General features: G+C 50.2%; 19 protein-coding genes and 1 riboswitch. Of the genes, 16 read left to right on the top strand and 3 right to left on the bottom strand.

The features are described 5' to 3' along the window. Nucleotides 1-41: 41 nt before the first annotated feature. A complete protein-coding gene (locus ABEA66_RS10565) occupies nt 42-1,361 on the bottom strand; it encodes an ABC transporter substrate-binding protein (protein ID WP_079912321.1) in 1,320 nt (439 codons plus the stop codon). Between the two features lie 211 nt (nt 1,362-1,572). On the opposite strand from ABEA66_RS10565, the gene ABEA66_RS10560 reads away from it, so the two are divergent. The 11 genes from ABEA66_RS10560 (at nt 1,573) to ABEA66_RS10510 (ending at nt 16,146) form a co-directional block, all read left to right on the top strand. Then, nucleotides 1,573-2,478, top strand: a complete 906-nt coding sequence (locus ABEA66_RS10560) for an AraC family transcriptional regulator (protein WP_079912322.1) — start codon at nt 1,573-1,575, stop codon at nt 2,476-2,478. Between the two features lie 441 nt (nt 2,479-2,919). Continuing rightward, nucleotides 2,920-4,959, top strand: coding sequence for a beta-galactosidase (locus ABEA66_RS10555; RefSeq protein ID WP_345587522.1), 2,040 nt, complete (start codon nt 2,920-2,922; stop codon nt 4,957-4,959). A gap of 201 nt (nt 4,960-5,160) precedes the next feature. Beyond that, nucleotides 5,161-5,667 carry an ADP-heptose synthase gene (locus ABEA66_RS10550; protein ID WP_345587521.1) on the top strand — a complete coding sequence of 169 codons (507 nt, stop codon included), beginning with the start codon at nt 5,161-5,163 and terminating at the stop codon, nt 5,665-5,667. Between the two features lie 409 nt (nt 5,668-6,076). Continuing rightward, nucleotides 6,077-6,175: riboswitch (cyclic di-GMP riboswitch) on the top strand. 73 nt (nt 6,176-6,248) lie between these two features. After that, nucleotides 6,249-8,279 (top strand): methyl-accepting chemotaxis protein, encoded by a 2,031-nt coding sequence (locus tag ABEA66_RS10545; RefSeq protein WP_345587520.1) that lies wholly within the window; start codon nt 6,249-6,251, stop codon nt 8,277-8,279. A gap of 229 nt (nt 8,280-8,508) precedes the next feature. Further along, nucleotides 8,509-9,159, top strand: coding sequence for a GntR family transcriptional regulator (locus tag ABEA66_RS10540; RefSeq protein ID WP_345587519.1), 651 nt, complete (start codon nt 8,509-8,511; stop codon nt 9,157-9,159). Nucleotides 9,160-9,321: 162 nt separating this feature from the next. Further along, the gene (locus ABEA66_RS10535) at nt 9,322-9,666 is read left to right on the top strand and encodes a cupin domain-containing protein (RefSeq protein ID WP_079912327.1); all 345 of its coding nucleotides are present in this window, start codon (nt 9,322-9,324) and stop codon (nt 9,664-9,666) included. Between the two features lie 47 nt (nt 9,667-9,713). Beyond that, nucleotides 9,714-10,772: a TAXI family TRAP transporter solute-binding subunit gene (locus ABEA66_RS10530; protein WP_192701944.1), complete on the top strand. Its 1,059-nt coding sequence runs from the start codon at nt 9,714-9,716 to the stop codon at nt 10,770-10,772. A gap of 25 nt (nt 10,773-10,797) precedes the next feature. Then, the gene (locus tag ABEA66_RS10525; RefSeq protein WP_345587518.1) at nt 10,798-12,681 is read left to right on the top strand and encodes a TRAP transporter permease; all 1,884 of its coding nucleotides are present in this window, start codon (nt 10,798-10,800) and stop codon (nt 12,679-12,681) included. Between the two features lie 2 nt (nt 12,682-12,683). After that, nucleotides 12,684-14,078 carry a UbiD family decarboxylase gene (locus ABEA66_RS10520; protein WP_345587517.1) on the top strand — a complete coding sequence of 465 codons (1,395 nt, stop codon included), beginning with the start codon at nt 12,684-12,686 and terminating at the stop codon, nt 14,076-14,078. 33 nt (nt 14,079-14,111) lie between these two features. After that, the gene (locus ABEA66_RS10515) at nt 14,112-14,693 is read left to right on the top strand and encodes a UbiX family flavin prenyltransferase (protein WP_079912331.1); all 582 of its coding nucleotides are present in this window, start codon (nt 14,112-14,114) and stop codon (nt 14,691-14,693) included. Between the two features lie 13 nt (nt 14,694-14,706). Continuing rightward, nucleotides 14,707-16,146 carry a 4-hydroxyphenylacetate 3-hydroxylase family protein gene (locus tag ABEA66_RS10510; protein WP_345587516.1) on the top strand — a complete coding sequence of 480 codons (1,440 nt, stop codon included), beginning with the start codon at nt 14,707-14,709 and terminating at the stop codon, nt 16,144-16,146. A 163-nt stretch (nt 16,147-16,309) separates the two neighbouring features. Here the strand turns inward: ABEA66_RS10510 and ABEA66_RS10505 are convergent, their stop codons facing one another. Beyond that, the gene (locus ABEA66_RS10505) at nt 16,310-16,963 is read right to left on the bottom strand and encodes a FusB/FusC family EF-G-binding protein (protein ID WP_345587515.1); all 654 of its coding nucleotides are present in this window, start codon (nt 16,961-16,963) and stop codon (nt 16,310-16,312) included. A gap of 389 nt (nt 16,964-17,352) precedes the next feature. Between ABEA66_RS10505 and ABEA66_RS10500 the strand changes: the two genes are divergently transcribed. From ABEA66_RS10500 to ABEA66_RS10490, 3 genes are all read left to right on the top strand, one after another. Beyond that, a complete protein-coding gene (locus ABEA66_RS10500; RefSeq protein WP_345587513.1) occupies nt 17,353-18,168 on the top strand; it encodes a TrmB family transcriptional regulator in 816 nt (271 codons plus the stop codon). A 113-nt stretch (nt 18,169-18,281) separates the two neighbouring features. After that, nucleotides 18,282-19,016: an AzlC family ABC transporter permease gene (locus ABEA66_RS10495; RefSeq protein WP_345587511.1), complete on the top strand. Its 735-nt coding sequence runs from the start codon at nt 18,282-18,284 to the stop codon at nt 19,014-19,016. Continuing rightward, entirely contained in the window at nt 19,007-19,333 is a 327-nt protein-coding gene (locus ABEA66_RS10490; RefSeq protein ID WP_079912336.1) for an AzlD domain-containing protein, read from the top strand. Before ABEA66_RS10495 ends, ABEA66_RS10490 begins: the two co-directional genes overlap by 10 nt. A gap of 116 nt (nt 19,334-19,449) precedes the next feature. Here the strand turns inward: ABEA66_RS10490 and ABEA66_RS10485 are convergent, their stop codons facing one another. Continuing rightward, on the bottom strand, nt 19,450-20,082 hold the full coding sequence (locus tag ABEA66_RS10485; RefSeq protein WP_079912337.1) for an NAD(P)H-dependent oxidoreductase: 633 nt from the start codon (nt 20,080-20,082) through the stop codon (nt 19,450-19,452). Nucleotides 20,083-20,216: 134 nt separating this feature from the next. Between ABEA66_RS10485 and ABEA66_RS10480 the strand changes: the two genes are divergently transcribed. After that, on the top strand, nt 20,217-20,576 hold the full coding sequence (locus ABEA66_RS10480; protein ID WP_079912338.1) for a winged helix-turn-helix transcriptional regulator: 360 nt from the start codon (nt 20,217-20,219) through the stop codon (nt 20,574-20,576). Between the two features lie 256 nt (nt 20,577-20,832). Continuing rightward, a complete protein-coding gene (locus tag ABEA66_RS10475) occupies nt 20,833-21,954 on the top strand; it encodes a nucleotidyltransferase domain-containing protein (protein ID WP_345587510.1) in 1,122 nt (373 codons plus the stop codon). Nucleotides 21,955-21,996 lie beyond the last annotated feature (42 nt).

The raw sequence follows: 21,996 nt of genomic DNA, 5'->3' as shown, positions 1-21,996 counted from the left end.
CTTGGGATCGGCAGGAGATGCCTGGATCTCTCTATCTTCAGCTAAGGCTTACGGTTCTGCTCGATAAATTTATCCATCTGTTCGTTGTACTGCCGCATAGCGGTATTCACATCCATATTCTCCTTCATGATCGTCTTCATCAGATTGGTAATCTGATTGAACGCCTCGCTGGCAAATTCTGTCGGCGGGAAGGCCGGGGCAGGCTTTGTTTTGAATACCGCCTGAATATTTTTCCCTTTGAGGAAATCGAGATCCTTACCGAACTCCTCCTGGAACTTCTTATCCTTCAGCACGGAGCCCTTGCCCATATGGGACATATCCAGCTGAACCTCGTCGGAAACGACCGTCGTCATAACCTTGAAGGCGGCATCCTTCACCTTGGATGAAGGAGACATGAGCATGATATGCATATCCGCCTGCGTACCGATGCCGGGTCTTTCCGCAAAGACCGGATAGGAAGCAAGGTCCCAGTTATTCCATACGTCCTTGACCTCCGCCAAATTCCCAAGGTTGTTCAAGCCGGCCAGCATGGCGATGGTGCGGTCCTTGACGAACGCATTCACCCCTGGGCTGAACGGCTGCACTTTGTTGTTGCCGGGGATGCTGTAGACGTTCTTGACCATTTCCAGCACGGTCTTCCATTGATCGGTATTTACAATCGACTTATAGGATTTGGGATCGATAAGAGGCAGGGACAGCTGGGACGCAGGCCGGTAGACCGAATCCGGCTCCAAGCCCCGGTACTGCACGCCGTTATCCATTCGGGTCATTTGCTTGGCCAGCTCCGTAACCTCGTACCAGGTCATCCCGTCCTTCGGATAGGGGACCCCGAATTTATCGAAAATATCCTTGTTATAATAAAGCGCATTGAATTGAACATAGTAAGGAATTCCGACAAGATAATCCGTCTGGTTGTTCGCCTTGACCGTATCGAGCAGCTCGGATTGGAAGCGGCTCAGATCGTAGTTGTTTTCCTTGATGATGGCGGTCATATCCTCTTGAATGCCGAGCAGCTTCGTTCCTTGCAGCGTTAACGAATTGGTGACGTTAATATCGGGCAGAGCCCCGGCGACGAGCAGCTTCTCGAAGGAATTGTTCTTGTCGTCCAGTTTGACAATGTCAACGGTGATGTACGGATATTTCTTTTTCACGGGATCGATGATGTAGCGCTGAATTTCATTATCGGTCATGTAGCTCGGACGGATGCCGAAGGTTACCGTTACAGGATCTTTGTTTTCCTCCTTCACCGCCGGCTGGTCTTTGCCGGTTGCCGTCTCCTTCCCTCCGCATGCGGAAAGCATTCCTGCCAATAAGACGAGGCTGAGTACAGCAGCTCCTTGTTTTCCACTCCATTGTATCATGGCTCGAAAACCTCCTAGGTTGATTTGAAAACGATTCCATTACGTAAAATTATAGAAACAGCGGAAGAAAAATGATATTCTAATTTTTAATCATTCTTTATTCAAAATTGTCATTTACGATTTTTTAATATTAATAAAATGTTAAGGAGCAAGGGTTGAATAACATTCAAATTTGCTCTATTAAGGGTAGAAGTGCGGGAGGCGAAGAGGGATGGCTAAGCCTGTCGGGGCGATGGCAGAGGCAAGAAATGAGCTGGTGATTTATCAAAATCCGCTGCTGTTCCTGAAGGTATGGGAGCTGGAGCGCAGCAACGTACATATCGGGGATTGGCATTATCATAAGGAGGTCGAATTTTTGGCCGTAAGGCAGGGGCAGCTGGATATTTATACCAAGAATACGGCAATGACTTTACAAGAAGGAGATGTCTTTCTGCTCGGGGCATCCCAGCTGCACAGGTCCGAGAGAAGTGCGGATCCGCTTCGCTATGTGGTGCTGCAAGTGAATTTGACCCAATACTTAGATCAAAGCACGCTTCCTTTCCTGCATGGCTTCTCCGAGCTTACGAATCCGCTGGACGATTTGAATTATATCTTCGCAAGCAATCCGGATGCCCGGAGGGAGGCGCATCGGCTGATTGTGCATATTTTTGAGGAAATGCAGGAGAAGCGCCGGGGGTATGAAATGGCGATTGCGATAGCGGTCAGAAGTCTCATGCTGCTGCTCGTCCGTTACGACAAACAAGGCGCACTCAAGGGCTCGGAGGATGTCGAGATCATCCGCTTGAAGCCGGTGCTGAACTACGTCGATACGCACATCGGAGAGAAAATCACGGTGCATGATGTCTGCAGTCTGCTGAATCTGAGCTATCATTATTTCGTGAAATATTTTAAGAAAGTGATGGGCATAACCTTCCTCGATTACGTGAATTTCAAACGGATCAAGATGGCTGAATGCATGCTGCTGACCCAGGATTTAAGCATTATAGAGGTGGGCTGCAGGGTCGGGATTCCGAATGTGGCGCAATTTTATAAAATGTTCAAGCGCTATAATCCCTGCTCGCCCAAAGAGTTCCGTTCGAGGCTTAAAGAGGGGAGCGGAGAGGGAAGTCCGGTATAAGGGGAAGCGGTTAGTTTCAAATCGTATTATCAGATTAAGATGTTGCGATTGCTGAGGTCCGAACGTACTGGGTATGATAAAAAATGATCGCAGGGACCTGTCTTATACGTCCACGGGATGACCGGTCGACTAGTTTCATATCATGATATCACGGAGCTCCCCGCAGTTCGGGGACCAAGGAGATGCTTGAGCCGGGTCTGTTTTTTCTGTGAGCCTTTCCCAAGCTTCATGCGCTAAACCTTCCGGGTCATCCGAACGGTTGTTTCCTCCTTTTGAAAGCGTTATCTATTTGCCTGGCAAATGAACCTGAGGGAGCGAAGCCGCATGGAAACAAGGGGATAAGACCATGCTTGATCCGCGACACATCCTGCCTGGATCGATTCCGGATGCAGGGTGGGAAGCACCAGATACACCCAGGATGAAAGAAAAGGAGAGTTCATCATGATTCATTCGAAGCTGCCCAAAATATTTTATGGCGGGGATTATAACCCGGACCAATGGCCCAAGGAAATCTGGGATGAAGACATGCGTTTGTTCAAGCTGGCAGGGATTGATGTGGCGACGGTAGCTGTGTTCTCATGGGCTCTGCTGCAGCCCGACGAAGTCACCTATGACTTCGGCTGGTTAGATGAAGTGATGGACAAGCTGGCGCAGAACGGCGTCTACGCTTGCCTTGCCACATCCACCGCTGCAGTGCCGGCATGGATGGCGAAGCGGTACCCTGATGTGCTGCGGGTCACGTCGGACGGCAAGAAGCGCAAATTTGGCGGGCGGCATAATTTTTGTCCGAGCAGCCCGACCTACCGCCATTTTTCCCGCCTCATGGCGCGTAAAATGGCGGAGCGGTACGGACATCATCCGGCGCTAGCCGTATGGCATGTCAACAACGAGTACGGCGGCAGCTGCTACTGCGAGCAATGCGAGAAGGCGTTCCGCGTCTGGCTGAAGAAGCGCTACGGTACGCTGGAAGCGGTCAATAAGGCATGGAACACGCGCTTCTGGGGGCATACGTTCCATGACTGGGATGAGATTGTGCTGCCCAGCGTGCTGACAGAGCAGCTAGGAGACGGGAAGACGACATTCCAGGGAATCTCTCTCGATTACAACCGATTTAACAGCGATGCGCTGCTGGAGTGCTACCGGGCGGAATACGAGGAGCTTAAAGCCGTTACCCCCGATATCAAGGTAACGACGAACCTGATGGGCACCTTCAAGACGCTCGACTATTTCAAATGGGCCAAATCGATGGATATCGTATCCTGGGACAATTATCCCCGTTATGACACCCCGGTCAGCGTAACGGCCATGAGGCATGATCTGATGCGGGGCCTGAAGAACGGGGACCCGTTCATGCTGATGGAGCAGACGCCGAGCCAGCAGAACTGGCAGGCCTACAACAGCCTGAAGCGTCCCGGCGTCATGCGCTTGTGGAGCTACCAGGCGGTGGCCCGCGGTGCGGACACCGTCATGTTCTTCCAGCTGCGGCGTTCGATCGGCGCCTGCGAGAAATATCACGGCGCGGTCATCGAGCACGCGGGCCATGAGCATACCCGCGTTTTCCGCGAATGCGCGCAGCTTGGCGAGGAGCTGCAGCGGTTAGGAGACACGCTGCTGGATTCGCGCATCGAATCCAAGGTCGCAATCCTGTTCGATTGGGACAATTGGTGGGCGGTGGAGATGTCCTCAGGGCCGAGCAAGGAGCTCAAGTATCTGGATGAGCTCTCGAAGTACTACAAGGCTCTGTTCGACCGGAACATCCAGGTCGATTTGATCGGCGAGGATACGCCGCTGGATTCGTACAAGATCGTCCTGGCACCGCTTCTCTATATGGTGAAGCCGGGGATCGCCGGGAAGCTGGAGCAGTTTGTCCGGCAGGGCGGCAAGCTCGTCACGACGTTCTTCAGCGGCATTGTGAACGAGAACGACTTAGTTACGCTTGGCGGTTATCCCGGTGAGCTGCGTTCGTTGCTTGGCCTATGGGCGGAGGAAATCGATGCGCTGCCGCCGGAAGCATCCAACTCTATCGTGATGGAGGCTTCCTATGGGGAATTAGGAGCTGGAAGCTCTTACAGCTGCAGGCTGCTGTGCGATTTGATTCATGCCGAAGGGGCCGAGGTGCTCGCCGTGTATGGCTCGGACTTTTATCAAGGCATGCCTGCTTTAACCCGTAACCGGTTCGGGCAGGGAGAGGCATGGTACGTCGCAACGAGTCCGGACGCCGAATTTATGGACCATCTGCTGTTCAGTCTTTGCAAGGAGAACGGAATTGAGCCGCTTCTTGTGGCTCCGGAGGGCGTTGAGGTGACCCGCCGAAGCAAAGAAGGCCGGCAGTTTACCTTCGTGCTTAATCATAACGACCGTTCAACGGCAATTGATCTGGGCGAAGCGGTATATTGGGAGCTGTTGGAAGGAAAGGAGCATACGGGCCTATCGGAGCTTCCGTCCAAAGGGGTCTGGATCCTGCAGAACGAAGCCCGCTGATGGCTTCCGTCCGTTGCTCGTGTATTGACTTAAGACGGTATACGCAAAGCCCGGCAATGAAGGCCAATGGCCCGGATTGCCGGGCCTATTTGCATGGAAGGGCCTTGTTCGGATGTGTTAAGGCTGCATTAATGCTATAATGGGATATTAGAGCGTTACAATCTAAGAAAAGTCATTACAGATAGAGAGGGGGACGGAGCGATGCCCAAAAGCTTTGTCATAGAGGCTGTGATGCTTGCTGTGTATGGAGAAATGCTCGTTCCGAGCCAACCGGTAGAATACCTCGTTCCTTACACCACGATTCGGGAGCTGTATGAGCTGAAGGACAGCAAGGAACCGATCATGCCGGATCCAAGAGATGAAGCGCATGTAAGAGGGAAAATTGCCGAGCTGATCGGGCTGCTGGAGGAGCCGTTGAACCGGAAAAGAATGGAGCGCGCCGTGAATGTTCCTTGGGCCAAAAGTCCACCGATGCCGATCAATGATGTGGTAACGTTAACAATGGTAAACTCTTACGACAACGAAGAGTTTGGCGAATCGTTCGATCCGATCGAAACGGAGCTGATTTTGACATCCATAAAAGAGCAGGTGCCGATTTTGACGGATCAGCCGGATTTTATTGAAAAGGTAATCGAGGCGGCGATTCAGGTCCAGGTTTATGATTTGGATGATTTTGAGTTTGCGGTCGAGGAGGATGGGACAATATAGTCCTATTCTGGAACAATATTGAAAATAAACTTATTTTTATGACTAAAAGCCGCTGAACAAGCGGTTTTTTTTGTTTCATTAGGAAGGTATATCCAGTTCTTCAGAGCGATAGTCAGCTGATTTTTCAAGGACAGCTTCTTCTTTAGCACGGATTTATAGGAACGGAATCACATACGTTTTTTTGACAAGTTTCCAAACATTTACTGGCATTCTTGTCGAAAGAACAAATGGATTGTCAAAAAATGTATTGACTGTAGTATTGAGTATTATGTACTATGTATACAAAAGTAAAATATTTCATTGCTCCTACGTGCATCCAAAGACCTACATAAGCTCGCAATCGTATTAGTACAACGGCAGCTAGAGGTGATGTTGAGACAAGACTGCGTTCCTGTATTTGACAATTTCATAAGCAAAAAGGTAAACCCATTCGAAAGATGGAGACACAAAGCCACGGGTCTAAGGTTTCGATGCTGAATAAGGAAACTATGATAGCCGGGTTGCCAAAACAGAGGATGTTTGTATATTTTGGCTATTCAATTTTGAATAGCCATTTTTTATTAAAAGTTGGGGAGAGGACTATGAAAACCAAACGAATGTCAGTCATTTTCCAGAGTCAAACCTGGAGAAGCTTCAAACTGCAGCTCATGCTTGCCGTTATTGCCATTATTTTTGTAACGGTAGCCGTCGTCGGCGGCTTTATGTACAAGTCGTCTGCAGATATGCTCAAGCAGGACATTGAATTGAACGTCAGCCAGCAGCTGGAGCTAAACGCGCAGCTCATTACACAATGGCGCGACAGAGTGACGGCGGAGGCGAATGGAATTACCGGCCTGCCGGCTTTTGTGAAAGGCAATTCCTTTGACGAGCGTGTCGGCGTGCTGCAGGGTTACTTATCGAGAAACTCCGATTTCCTGCGCTTCTCGCTTTTTGATACGCAGGGGCAGGGGCAGCAGATTGAGAAGAAGGCTCTCGGCGCCAAGTTCGATATCAGCTCCCGTGATTATTATAAGGAGGCGTTAACGGGGAAAACGCTGATCAGCGAGCCGATGATTTCCAAGGCCGATAACAGCATGATCATGAACGTCGCTGCTCCTCTCCGTGACGCTAATGGTACCGTAACCGGCGTCATTACGGGCGCCATCGGACGCGAGCAAATCGCAGCCATCGTTCAGCGCATTCAGTTCGGCAAAACCGGTTATGCCTACATGGTTAACGATAAAGGCGATATTTTGGCTCATCCGGATGCGAGCAAGGTGCTGACGGAGAACATTCTGGAAACGGCAGCGACCCCCGAGCAGAAAGCCGGCTATGAGCAATTTTTGCAAATGCAGGAGCCGTTTATCGGCTATATCCAAGAGGATGGCTCCAAGCATCTGGTGGGTGCACGTCAAATCCCGGACAGCGTCTGGAAGCTGGTGGTCACGGCGCCTTATTCTGAATTTACCGAGTCTCTGGACAGCATGTGGCTCCGGACGCTGCTGATTGCCTTCGTCATCATGGTTATTGGCATCGCCATCGCCTTGCTGCTGGGACAAACGATGTCTCAAGGCATTGTTAGAGTAGGACAAGCGATGAACCAACTGGCGCAGGGAGATCTGAAGCAGCATTTGCAGGTCCGTTCGCGTAATGAAGTAGGACAGCTGGCTGAGGACTTTAACACCATGACCGAGAACTTGAGGAATTTGATCGGGCAAGTCTCGCTGAATTCCGAGCAGCTTGCAGCCACCTTCGAGGAGCTGTCCGCCAGTGCGGATCAGAACTCCGTCGCTTCCCAGCAGATAGCCCAATCGATACAGAGGGTAGCGGAGGGAGCGGACGTGCAGGCCCATGGAGCCATGCAAAGCGCCAGTGCGATGGAAGAAATGGCTACCGGTGTACAGCGTATCGCTCAAGGCACTTCCGTCATGGCCGAAAGTGCGTTAAAGACCTCGGAGGAGTCGGAAAAAGGGAAGGAACAAGTGGAGAAAATCTCCTACCAGATGGACAATATCCACGACAAGGTTACGGAATGTACTGCGGTTATTAACCGTCTGGACGCGAAATCGCAGGAGATTGGCGACATTATCAAGCTGATAACGGAAATCTCCGCCCAAACGAACCTGTTGGCCCTCAATGCTGCTATTGAAGCTGCGCGTGCCGGGGAACAGGGCCGGGGCTTTGCGGTAGTCGCACAGGAAGTCAGAAAGCTCGCCGAGCAATCGGCTCAATCCGCGAACGAAATTACCGAATTGATCCGGGAAGTTCGCAACGATACGGTTCTTGCGGTTGAAGCTATGAATGAAAATGCCAAGGAAGTGGAAACCGGCATTCAGGTCGTGGCCGATGCGGGAGAAACCTTCAACCTGATCTACAAGGCTGCCCAAGAGGTGGCGGATCAGGTGCAGGAAATTTCCGCCGTCGCGCAGGAAATAGCAGCCGGTACGGAGGAGGTATCTGCTTCCCTCGATGAGTCCGCGAACATAGCGAAGGAATCTACCGGGCTGGCGCAGGAGGTTTCCTCAGCTGCCCAGAAGCAAATGGCGTCCATGGAAGAAATTACGGCAAGCGCAGGCGATTTGAGCAAAATGGCGCAGGAGCTTCAGGAGCTGATCGGCCGGTTCAAGGTATAGCAGCAAGAAGAAACATAAATTGGCGCCGGTCGACAGCTTTGCTGAAAGGCAAGCATAAGAGGAAGAGTGCGGACTATCTGTACCGGTAGTCCCCTTCCCTGCTTTGTCGTTTTATAGGAAAAAACCACGCAAAACTGGTTGACCGTCCTTTAGGCATTAACGTATGATGTGTACATGCAGTAATTGATAAATTTGGATGAAACAACCAGATGTGTGAGGAGTTGTTGAGTTGAAATTTAACATGAACCCGATTGTTAAACCTACGACAACGAAGGAAAGAGTCTATAACGAGATCAAAAAGGTGATTCTCAACGGATATATTTCCTCCAAAGAGGTTTTCACCGAGGTACAGCTGGCCGACTCTTTGAACACATCGAGAACCCCGGTTCGCGAGGCGCTTCTGGATTTAATGAAGGAGGGGCTTATCACCTCCGTTCCGCGAAAAGGGATGTCCATTCGGAAAGTAACCGACAAAGAAATCGAGCAAATTTTTATCGTCAGGGCATCTATTGAAAGCGAAGTCATGAAGAAGCTCGCCGAGACAATTACGGAGCAGCAGCTCAAGCAATTGAAAATCAGCTGCGATCAGCAGGAAAAGGCGATGAGAGACAATGATGAGGTTACATTTATCCACTTGGATCAGCAGTTTCACAGCACTTTGATTCATTTGGCAGGCTTCGAGCTTATAGAACAGATTCTGCTGAGCTTCCATAACTTATCGCAATTGATCGGTCTTAAGGCGATAAAAAGAAATAACCGCATGCAAGAAGTGCTTCAGGAGCATCGGAAGATCCTGTCCACATTGGAGCAGCGAAACGCCGAGGCGGCCGTTCAAACCATGGTTGAGCATCTTCAAAGAACGAAACAATCGATCGGATAAACGGGTACGGTGGCATGATCAGTCAGGACCTCCAAAAAATTCATGTATACACCACACAGAATACCGAATATTTGGAAAATTCCGACTTATTATGGGCTGGGGGTGAAACAGCTAGAACTTGATGTGGAACGCTAATGAGCTTGATGAGAGGAGGTATGGCAGATGGCAAAGCCGGAACTGGAATTTACGGATTACCGACAATTTGAAGAGAAGCCCTTTAGTGCTGTGGAAGGGCTGACAGAAAGAGTGATTGCCAAGGATCCGGATTCGGGAGTGGCCACGCGCATCCTTATTTTTGCACCGAATACGGACACGACCCCGAACGGCGTTCAGGTTCACGATTTCTGGGAAGAGCTCTACATTATTGAAGGCTCTATCATTGATTTGAGCTTGAATCAAGAGTTTACGGCAGGCATGGTGGCATGCAGACCTCCCGGTATGAAGCATGGCCCATGGATTTCGCCTAACGGCTGCAAAACGTTTGAAGTTCGTTATTATTCCAAGTAGGGAAGGCATGTAGTGCCTAAACCAATACATTTGATGGAGGGGCAGTAATGAAATTATTCAGCAAAAAGTTTATGACCGCAGGCTTGTTGAGTCTCGCGTTAGTTGCAACGGCAGGATGCGGCACCAGTGGAGGAGCCAAAACTCCGGCGGCGCAGCCGGCTTCCAACGCGCCAAGCAGCACGATTCCGGCCAATATTAAATTCGCGACGAATACGCAGGGCAGCGCATGGTATGTGTATGGCGCTTCCATTGCGGAAATGATGCGTCCGGTGCTCAAAAATTCCACCCTGGACGTGCTTCCGTTCTCGGGCGGAGTCGGCAACGCGACCATGCTGAAGGATAAAAAGGCGGACATTGCGTTATCCTTCAGTATTACAAGCAAATGGGCTTATGAGGGTACCAACGCCTACACGGATAAACAACAGGACCTGCGCGCACTTGTAGGCTCGATGGACCAATATTATGTGGGGCTGGTTGCCTCCAAATCGTTCGTAGATAAAAACAGCGTGAAATCGATCAAGGACATCGCCGACAAAAAGCTGCCGGTTCGCGTATACACGAATACCAAGGGAAGCTTGGCGGAATTCGCCACCAGACAAGTATTGGAAGCTTATGGCTTGACTTATGACAATGTGAAGAAATTCGGCGGTAAAGTGGAGCTGACCTCCAATGACGTAATCCAAACCGCGTTCCAGAACGGTGAAGCCGATTTGCACATTCTGGTTATGCCTAAAGGCCATCCGACGATCAGCGAAATTGCCGTACATACTCCTATCGCTTTCATTCCGATGGAGAATGACGTCGTAGACAAATTCAAGAAAATGGGTTACCAGGCAGCAACCTTGCCTAAGGATTCCTACAAGGGCCAAACGGCTGATGTACCGACGATCGGCTTCTCAAGCATGATCCTGACGACACTCGGCTTGAATGAGGAGCTCGCCTACAACATTACCAAAACCATTATGGAAAACAAAGATAAGCTGGTTAACGCCCATGACGCGTTAAAGGACTTTGATACGACGAAGGCGATGGACCCTGCCAGCATCAACGTTCCGCTTCACCCAGGAGCTGAAAAATACTATAAGGAAAAGGGACTGTTAAAATAATGTTTGGAAGGAAGGACAATGCCGTATGAAAAAATTTCTGAGCTTACCCTCGCTTATTGCTATTGCATGGTCCGTATTCCAGTTATACACAGCCAGTTTCGGCAGCTTTCCCAGCGTCACCCAAAGAGCGATCCATGTCGGATTCGCTCTTGCTTTAACCTTTAGCTTGTTCAATGCGAAGAAAGAACACACCAGTACATTGTCCAAGGTGTACAATTATGCGCTTGCCGTACTGGGCTTGATTCCCGGATTTTACATCGCTTTTTCCAGCGAACGGTTAAATTCCCGTATTCCGTATGTCGACGATATAACTGCATTAGACTGGATCATTGGCGTACTGACCGTACTCCTGCTTCTGGAAGCGTCCAGACGGACGGTTGGCTACGCCATGACTCTATTGGCCGTCATGTTCCTCTTGTACGGCTTCATTGGCCCGAGCTTGTCCGGTCTTCTTCAGCACCGCGGAATGAATTTCACGGAAATGGTAGACCTTCAATTTCTTTCCGTTGACGGTATTTTTGGTTCTCCTGTCGGAGTATCCGTTGATTTCGTATTTTACTTTATATTGTTCGGCGCCTTTCTGGAAATATCGGGGGGTGGCAAGCTGTTTATCGATATTGCTCACACGATTACCCGCAGAACCGTAGGCGGTCCGGCCAAAGCGGCCGTCGTCGCCAGCAGCTTGATGGGAACGATCAGCGGCAGCGCCGCCGCCAACGTTGCGAGCGTCGGGATTTTCACCATTCCTTTGATGAGAAAATCAGGCTATACCGGCATGTTTGCCGCATCGGTTGAAGCGCTGGCCTCCACAGGGGGGCAAATCCTGCCTCCTATTATGGGCGCCGCTGCGTTCATTATGGCGGATATGCTGGGGGTTAAGTACAGCGCGGTTTGTTTGGCGGCCTTGATTCCGGCCATCCTGTATTATCTTTCCGTCTATGTCATGGTCGACCTGAAGGCTAGAAAAGAAGGCATGGGCCGCAGCGAGGTCGAGGATGAGCACGCCGTAGAGAAAAAGGAAATATTGAACAGGCTGCATCTGCTCATTCCTTTGGCTCTGCTGGTTGTCCTGATCTTCGCCGGCTTCACCCTTCAAAAAGCGGCGTTCTGGTCTATCGTCGTTATTGTTATTACCAGCTTTATCCGCAAAAATACGAGGTTTACGCTCGTGAAAATATTTGAAGCGCTCGAAAGCGGCGCCAAGCAATCGATTCAGGTCGCTATACCGTGTGCGGTAGCGGGCATCATCGTCGGCGTTATTGTATATTCCGGCCTTGGTCTGAAATTTACAAGCTTGATCATCGAATTTTCCATGGGCAATTATGTGATCAGCTTGCTGCTCGTATGCCTGGCCTGCATTATTCTTGGCATGGGAATGCCGACGACCTCGGCTTATATTATGGCCGCCGTGTTGATGGCGCCGGCGCTGCAGCAGTTCGGCGTTGAGAAAATGACGGCTCACATGTTCGTATTTTACCTGGCTTGCTTGTCCATGATTACACCGCCTGTCGCCCTGGCCAGTTACAGTGCTGCGGGGATCGCAGGTACGAAGCCTTTCCAGACAGGGTTTGTCGCATTCTACTATGGTATTCCGGTACTGCTCATTCCGTTTGCGTTCATCATGAGTCCGGAATTGCTATTAATCGGAGATTGGCAGCACATTGTGTTAGCGGTCTTCTTTACCTGCGCAGGCATATTCGCTCTGTGTGCAGCCGTGGTCGGCTACATGTTCCGTGACATGAATATCTTGATCCGATTGGGCTTCTATATTGTATCGATCTGCATGATCGTTCCCGAGATTATATCGAGCATCGTCGGTCTGGCCGGATTGATTGTGCTGTGCATTTATCAAAAGTACACCAAACCGCAGGTCAAGCAAGTACTATCTCATGATGGAGGCGGAGTATAAAGATGATAGCAAATAGTTTGAGATCCTGGCTGCAGCATATGAACGAATCCGGTCAATTGGCGGTAGTAGACAAGCATGTATCGACGGAATTTGAGATCGCGGCGTTGACCAAGCAATATGACGGCGTCAAGCCGGTGTTCTTCCCGAAGGTTTCCGGCTACACCACTTCGGCTGTAGCGGGGATCGCCAGCACCCGTTCCCATTTTGCACAGGCGCTCGGGTGCAGGGAAGAGGAGATGATTCCGAAATTTCTCGAAGCCATTGATCATCCGCTGCCGACCGAGCCGGTGTCAAGTGAAGAGGCTCCTGTCCATGAGGTCGTTATCGATACGGACATCGATCTGTTGAAGCTGTTCCCGATCCCGATTCATCAAGAGAAGGATTCCGGTCCGTATATCAGCGCGGGGCTTGCCATTGTCCGGGACCCGGAAACCGGCAATCAGAACGTCTCCATTCACCGGCTTCAGGTTTCGGGGCCCAATCGTCTCGGGGCGCTGATTTTGCCGAGGCATACGTTTAACTTTTATAAAAAGATGGAAGAGAAGGGGCTTCCATTGGAAATCGCCATCGTCATCGGCGTCGATCCGATTCTGATGCTGGCCTCGCAGGCCATTGCGCCGCTGGGTCAGGATGAGCTGGAAATCGCAGGCGCCTTGAAGAACGCCCCGATTCCGGTAGTCCGCTGCAAAACCGTCAATATCGATGTTCCCGCACATGCGGAGATCGTATTGGAGGGCAAAATATTGCCGAAGGTGCGTGAACCGGAAGGTCCATTCGGAGAGTTCCCGGCTTATTACGGAGCCAAGAGCAATAAAGAAGTCATAGAGATCCATTGCGTTACGCACCGCAAGGACCCGATTTATCAGACGTGCCTGGCCGGCTCGGACGAGAACCTGCTGCTGGGAGGAATTCCTCGCGAAGCGTCGCTGTTAAGATCCTTGAAAAATACGGTACCGACTGTTCGCAACGTTCATCTGACCAAAGGCGGCAAATGCCGCTTCCACATGGTTGTTTCCATGAAGAAGCGGAACGAGGGCGAAGCGAAAAACGTGATTCTGGCCGCCTTTGCCGGCCATTACGATGTGAAAAAAGTGATTGTCGTGGATGAAGAAATCGATATTTTTGATATGGATCAGGTCGACTGGTGTTTAGCAACGCGTTTTCAGGCGGAGCACGATTTGGTCGTCGTTCATCGGGCGTTAGGCTCGAAGCTTGATCCGTCGACGGACAATGGGGTCGGCTCCAAGATGGGCTTCGATTGTACGGTGCCGTTAAGCGCGGCCCCGAATGACTATGAGGTCACCCGGATTCCGAACTTTGCGGAATACGTGCAAAACGCGGTCGTGACGGACCGGCTGCCGCAGCAGATCGTCGACCGTTATTTTGGAAATAACTAAGTAACGAAACGACAAACGACGGAGGACTCCTGAATGAAAAGAATCATCGTTGGTATTACCGGAGGTTCAGGTGCCATCTATGGCGTGCGATTATTGGAAGCCTTGAATGAGCTGGGGGCTGAGACCCATCTGATTATTAGCGAATGGGGAGAGAAGACGATTCAGATGGAAACGTCCTATTCCCTCAATCAGGTGAAGAAGATGGCTTCCGTCTATCATAGCGTGAAAAATCAGGCTGCAAGCGTATCCTCCGGCTCTTTCCGCGTCGACGGTATGGTCATTGCTCCGTGCAGCATGAAGACGCTGGCAGGGGTTGCCTCCGGATTAGCCTCCGATCTGGTAACCCGGGCAGCGGACGTCATGCTGAAGGAAGGCAAGAAGCTGATTTTGCTGACAAGAGAATCCCCATTAAACCTGATTCATGTGCGGAATATGGAAACAGTCATTTTGGCGGGTGCGATGGTCTTTCCTCCGATGCCTGCTTTTTACAATAAACCGCAGACGATTGATGATATCGTAAATCATACGGTAGGCCGGGTTCTCGACCAGTTTGGCTATGATCCGGATTGGGTCAAACGGTGGGGCTCCATCGAGCGGGGGCCGGAAGCCAGGTGAAAGGAAGAAAAGGATGGTAAGGAACGGCAAGCAGTACAAGGAATCTTTGAAGGATCATCGCTGCATCTATATTAACGGCGAGCGCGTTAAAGATGTGACGACCCATCCCGCCTTCTCAGGTATTGTCGAATCATTCTCCAAGCTGTACGATATTGCCGCCGATCCGGCGAACCGAATGACCTACACCACAGTGGATGGTACCATTGCGAATCGAATCTTTATGATACCGAGAAGCAGGGAAGACTTGGCGAACCGCCGTCAAGCGATAACCCGTTGGGCAGAGGCGACCTGCGGTTTTGCCGGGAGGAGCCCTGATCACGTTGCCAGTTTTTTGTCAGGCTTTGCGAGCCACCCGGAAGTGTTCGGTGATAGGGCGCAAAACGTTCTCGATTTCTATCAATACGCAAGGGATCATGATCAATTCGTTACTTATGTCATCATCCCTCCGCAAATCGACCGTACTAAAACGGCACATGAGCAGGAGGAGAAATTCCTCCCTGTCGGAGTGTATGAGGAACGAGAAGACGGGATCATCGTACGAGGATCGCAAATGCTAGGGACCAGCTCGGCTGTGTCCAATTACTTGTTTTGCAGCAGCATTACCCCTCTGCGTCCTGGGGACGAGGATTATGCGATATCGTTTGTCGTGCCGATGGATGCGCCGGGGCTGAAGCTGTACGCACGGCAAAGCTTTGCCGCGGATAAGCCGAGTACTTATGATTATCCGTTATCGACCCAGTTCGATGAAAGTGACTCACTCGTGGTCTTTGATGATGTGTTCATTCCGTGGAAGCATGTTTTTGTATACAAAAATATTGAAGCGACTCGCGCGCAGTTTATGGTGACGCCAGCTCATGCGCTGGGCAACAACCAGGCACAGACCCGTCTGGCCGTGAAGATGAAGTTCCTGATCGGAGTGGCGAGGAAGATAACGGAAATGAACGGAACGGACAAATTTCCTCAGGTGCAGGAACGGCTCGGGGAACTGGCTTCGTTAGCTGCTTCGGTAGAAGGGATGCTGCTGGCCTCCGAGTACGAATGCATCATCGACGGCAACGGGGTAGCCAGGCCGCACGGACGGTTCTTGTACGGGATTGTCGGCATGCAGGATAAGATCTATTCTTCGGTCATCAACATTCTGCGCGAGCTGGTAGGCGGCGGCGTCCTTCAGGTGCCGTCTTCATATAGAGAGCTTGTGAATCCGGAGACCCGGGGAGATATGGAGCGTTATATCCGCTCGACCGGCGTGAAGGCGGAGCAGAAGGTCCAACTGTTCAAGCTGGCGTGGGATATTATCGGCTCCGAATTCGGCGGGCGGCACCAGCAGTACGAAATGTTCTACAACGGAGCGCCGTATGTGGCCAAAGGATATTCCTTCCGCCATTACGGCTATGAGGAGCCGCTTGCGCTGGTCAATTCCTTTTTGGACAGCTATGGCTTGCCGTCCTCCTAATACTTCATGAGCTAAGCTATGAACTGGGGTACTCTTTTTTCTGGTACATCATGGCCGGTTGAGCTTCAAATGGACGGGAAAATAAATCAAGAGGGGATAATACGCAGATCGTATTTATCCCCTCTTGAACGTGAAAAGGGCGGCTGACAGCCGCCCTAGTTTGTTAGCCTATGACATGATGGATAAACTTCTCTAAGGAAGTCAGATCCGTAATGTTTTTGTTGCATGCATCGCTATGGATGCACATATAGTTGCCGACCGCTTTGTAATAATCGGAAGAAGCATTTGCAGGCCGGGATTTGGATATGGCGGAGAATAGAGCGACCTCTTCGTGCCTGTTGCATATGAAGCAGACGCCTTTCTTATGGGTCGGCGTAAATTTTCCTTCCAGACCGATAATTTGGCCATTCAGCTGATACACAATAAACATCTTGTTGGTGGAGATATCCAGCCAGCCAAGATAGGTGATGCGGTCATTGCGGATGGAGCTCCAATCCGGCATCGCCAATTTTTTGTTTTTATGAAACAGCTTCTTGATCTGCTTCTCCGTTACTTGCGGAAATTCGATCAAGTACGGCTCCAAGGAACGTCCATAGGCATGAAAGTCCTCGGCGGTTTTCAAGCTGGAAATCGCGGACAGCAATTGCCGCTGTTCTTCCGTGAGTGATTCAAAGACTTCTATGATTTTGGACTCTGCGCTGAACCGGACGGATTCTATGATCTTGGGGTCCGCCACCGTTCTGTACGTATGCTGCAGAATGTCCATTTGTTTGAGAATAAGGTTATACTGGTGGTTTCTAATAAAAGGTTGAGACATGAGTTTCAGCTCCTTATAGTTTGAAAATGAAAAGTTATAAGGCGCAAAACCAATTATTAGAAACGATATTAAGCTCAAATGGGCGATATAATGTTTATCTGATGTCCCGCCCCATGCAAAGTATCGCCTCCAATACTAGGCTTTGCATGAGTGAAGCGAGCCCCGGCAAAGTGTTTTGCCACTGGTTATCACCTCCATAAGAAATTATATAATGCTTGCACTCCGCATTCAACAGGTAACTTCTGTTTTAGTCATTTTTTCGTCAGCATAGGGCAAAAAATACGGCTTGGCAGCACAGACAGATGGACGAAATACGGCGAATTTCCTCATTGACGAATAAATTGATTGTTTTTATAGTAAGTATAACACTAACTACTATAAGGAGTCTTATGGACGACATCTATAAAGAGCTGCAAAAATTAGGGTTTTCCCAATATGAATGCAAAGCTTACGTAGGCTTGTTGAAGAACTCCCCGATTACCGGTTATGAGATCAGCAAGCGTTCAGGAGTTCCTCGTTCCATGATTTATGAGGTGTTAGGCAAGCTGTTGGATAAAGGTGCTGTCTATACGGTACCTTCCGAGCCGGTGACCTATGCCCCATTGCCGGCCAAGGAGCTGATAAGCCGCCTGAGAAGCACCTTCGAGCAATCGTTCGATTACCTGGAGAAAAGCCTCTCCGCGCTGGAAAGCGAGCAGGAAATCGACGTCATCCGGCGTATCAGCAGCGATGAGCTCGTGAACGCAGAGATGATCGAAATGATAGAGAAGGCCGGTAAGGAGCTGTGGCTGTCGATTTGGGAGCCTCAGGTCGGAACGGTGAAGGAGGCTGTCGACCGCCGCGTGAAGGATGGGCTGGATGTGTTCTCCTGTGTGTTCGGGGCTCCGGACATCAAGCTCGGTACCACGACCCATCATAACTACATGGCTCCCGAAGTTCCCGAACAGAGGGCGAACGGGCATCTGACGGTGATTACAAGAGACCATGAAGAGGTGCTGATCGCCAACTTCAATCCGAGTGCCGCCGCGACGGCTTGGGCGGTCAAAACGGAGGACCCTGCGCTCGTGTTAGTTGCCATCGAATACATAAGGCATGACATCATGTTTGCGGAGGTTGCGACTCATTTTGGTCCGGACAAAATCAAGGATTTTTGGACGAATCGGCCGGATTTGTACCAGGTAGTAACCGGGAAACGATTTAAGTGATTTGTTTATCTAAGCGGTTCAATTCGTTGAACCGTATTTTCTTTGAAATTTTGGTAGTAGTTAGCTGAATAACCTCTGTTATTCGCAAGATGAACGATGAAGAAGGGACTGCTATGAGTACAAAACCAATTCACGCACAGACCGTATTGTCGCAAAAGGATGAGGAAAGCTTTCTTCAAGGAGTCAAAGACTGCCTGCCGACCCTGCTTGGATACGTAAGCATAGGGATTGCCGCGGGGGTCGTGATGACGACAGCGGGCTTGAGCATCTCCGAGATTACTTTGTTTTGCCTGCTGCTCTACGCCGGTTCGGCACAGTTCATTGCCGTTGGTATGATGGCTTCCAGCAGCTCTGTTACGGCTATTGCTATCACGACTTTTTTCGTGAATGCCCGTTACATTTTGCTAAGTGCGTCCATTTCGCCCTATTTCAAGCATCTTTCTTCATTTAAGAATTTTCTGGTCGGCACCCTGCTGTCAGACGAGACCTTCGGAGTCGCCATGAACAAGGCGGTGAAGACGAAGGAAATCAACGAGAAATGGATGCATGGGCTGAACATTACCGCCTATCTAGGATGGTGGCTGGCTAATTTGGCAGGCGCCTACCTGGGACAATGGATCACGAATCCCGAGCAATGGGGGCTTGATTTTGCCTTGGTGGGCATGTTTATCGGCCTACTGGTGCTGTCTCTTGCCGGCAGAAAAAATATGAGACGCGATCTCGTTGTCGGTATCGTAGCGGTTGTGGTCGGGATAGGCAGCACCTTCATCGTCTCCGGCAGCTTTGGCATCATCATTGCAACTGTTGTTGCGGCTACGGTAGGAATGGGGATGGAAAAGTGGAAGTAAGAGGGTACGTCTTGTTAGTCATTATCGCGGCCGCTGTCGTCACGCTGATTCCCCGGGTCGTACCGTTGATGGTGCTAAGCCGCTTTGAGCTCCCGGCGTGGGCCATGCGCTGGCTCAACTACGTGCCGGTTGCAGTCATGGCTGCGTTAGTAGGTCAGGAGCTGTTTGTTCATGATGGAACGGTGCCTCCGATTTCCCGAAATCTGGAGCTTTGGGCGGCCATCCCGAGCTTTATGGTAGCCATCTTGACCCGCAGCATCTTGGGGACTGTATTATCGGGCGTTGTCGTCCTGATGGTTTTGCGTCATTTTTTTTAGATCGGAAAAAGACACCGGCAAGGTGTCTTTTTTGTAAGCTCCTCAGCCTGTTGAAAAACTTTAGCAGGCTTTTTTGTCTTTGCGGATTTCGGCTCGAGAACGATGCCAACGCCTGGTTAGAAACGTTGGGCAGCTTCCTTCGCATGAGCGATTGCTTTTTCCTTAATAGCTGGAGCTCGCTCTAATGATGCCGTTCCTTCCACAAAAATGGCCTCCATAGATGGAATCCCATAGAACTGTAAAATCTTTTTCAGATAGCTGTAGCCCATTTCAATTGAAGCAAGGGGACCTTCCGAATAAACGGAACCGCTGGCTTGAATGTGTAAGGCTTTCTTGCCGGGCAACAGACCTACAGGACCATTTTTGGTATATTTGAAAGTCTTGCCCGGAATGGAAGTCGCATCCGTGTATGCTTTCATTACCGGCGGGATCGAGAAATTCCACATGGGGGAAACATACACGTACTTATCAGCAGCCACGTATTGATCAACAATCGCCTCAAGACGAGCTACTTTTGATTTCTCGGTATCAGACAGTTGATCGAAGGATGAACCCGACCGCAGCTTTCCCCAACCACGTAAAACATCGGCATCAAATTGCGGAATATTCTCTTTGTACAGATCCAAATGAACAACTTCATCTGTCGGGTTTGCTTCTCGATACGCTTCAATAAATGCGTTGCCGACCGTAAGACTAAAGGATTCCTGAAGATCAAGAGGATGTGCGGTGATGTACAGTACTGTTGCCATGAATTAAAACTTCCCTTCTGTAATAAGAGTAAATACAGTTTCTGGACTGATCATATAATATATATATTTGTTTGTTAAGTACGCACAAAAATGTGGTATAGTATTAAAAAAGGTACTGTAACGGAGGTCAACGTATGCAAAAGAACTCTGCCCAATGCCAATTCGTTGTGGCGCTGGATTCGATCGTCGGCAAATGGAAGCCGATTATCCTTTATCATTTGCTTCAAGGTAAACCTTTGCGGTTCAATGAGCTAAGAAGATTGCTGCCTGATATCACTCAAAGGATGCTTACGCTCCATCTGCGCGAATTGGAGGAGGAAGAGATCATTAAACGAGTCATTTATCCGCAAGTCCCGCCGAAAGTGGAATACTCCATCACGGAATACGGCATGAGCCTGTCTCCCATTTTGGAAGCCTTACATCAATGGGGAGTGGCCCATGTCGAGCGAAAGCAGCTCAAAAAAGCGAAAAATGAACAAGCAGAAACGGACTAGCGTTCGACACGACGCTGGTCCGTTTCATTCTGCATCGAATCAGCCATGGGTCCACTTTGTGGGGTTTTCTTATATATTTCGGGGCTCCCCGCAAAGTACCTGAATAGGCTCCGAAGCTAAGGCTTCACTTTGTGGGGCCATCAATGGGCAGGTAAAAAATGATTATAGTACTACATTATTGGAAAAAAATCCTATATAGTTATTCCAGCGGGATCCAATATCGGATTCGTATGATGGGATATAGGGGGATAACACGGTGGATGTTTTTGCTGTAGCGGAGCTATTGGTCCAACGGATCAGGAAGCATTATCCGCAGGATATAGCCATTGCCGGTTACTACGGCTCTTATTTGCAGGGAAGGGCCACTGAACGGTCGGATCTTGATTTTTTCTTCATCCCCGCCACGGACAGAGGGCAGGAAGTAGAGCTTCAGTTTATTATAGATGGAATCGGCTTCGATTTTTGGCCAATCCGCTGGGAACGTGCCGAGAAGATGGCGGCCTTCGAGAATTGGAGCACCACCATTATTGTGGACTGCGAGCTGCTGTATGTCCGGTCGGAGGAGGATTACGCCAGATTTTTGGGCCTCCGAGATAAAATCGCTTCAATGAAGGAGCCGGATCAGGCTGACGGCCTGCTTGATAAAGCGGAAGCCGTACTGCACAATGGACTGCTGTACTTGACGAAAATGCGCCTTGCCGGCGGCAGCCTGGACTTATCTTATTGCCGGATGCTGGCTCACGAAGTCATCGTGTCTCTTTTTGAAAGCCTCGCTTTGGTAAACCAAACGTATTATACGCGCATGTGGGGCCATTTTCGCGAGCAGGTACGAAGCCTGCCGATTCAGCCGGAATCGTTGGACAGCTGCCTCGATACGGTGATGTTCAGCCGTTCAACGACAGAAATCATGCAGGCCTGTGAACAAATGACCAGGGATATGATGCATCTCCTTGCCAACAAAAGGAAGAACAGGCGCGGGAGCAGAAGCCGCTCTTATCAAGAACGCATGAAGGGATACTACGAAGAAACGAAGGGCCTGCTGAACAAAATGCTGACCGCCTGCGAGCAGGGTCACTATGAAACGGCCTATTTTACCGCGATCCATGTTCAAGACAGCCTGGCGCAAATTCTCTATGAGGCGGAAGAGGGGCAGAAACCTCCGCTCCTTGACCTGGGTGACTATCGCCGTTATTACCAAAGGTTCGACTACCCGGACATGATAGCGCTCCTGGACCCCGACGATTTTGAGCCGCTGCGTACAGCTGTATTGGAGATGGACGAACGGCTGGAGCGGCATCTTCGCTCGGAAGAGGTGACTATACGCCAATTCCATTCGGTTGCTGATTTCGAATGTTATTTAAATGGGCTGCATCCATAACCCGTTTCTAATGCGGTGTGCGTGTTTGGTCCTATGAATGAA

It is taken from the genome of Paenibacillus vulneris (assembly GCF_039543185.1).
Lineage (GTDB): Bacteria > Bacillota > Bacilli > Paenibacillales > NBRC-103111 > Paenibacillus_S > Paenibacillus_S vulneris.
This window is presented reverse-complemented; position numbering and strand designations above follow the sequence as displayed.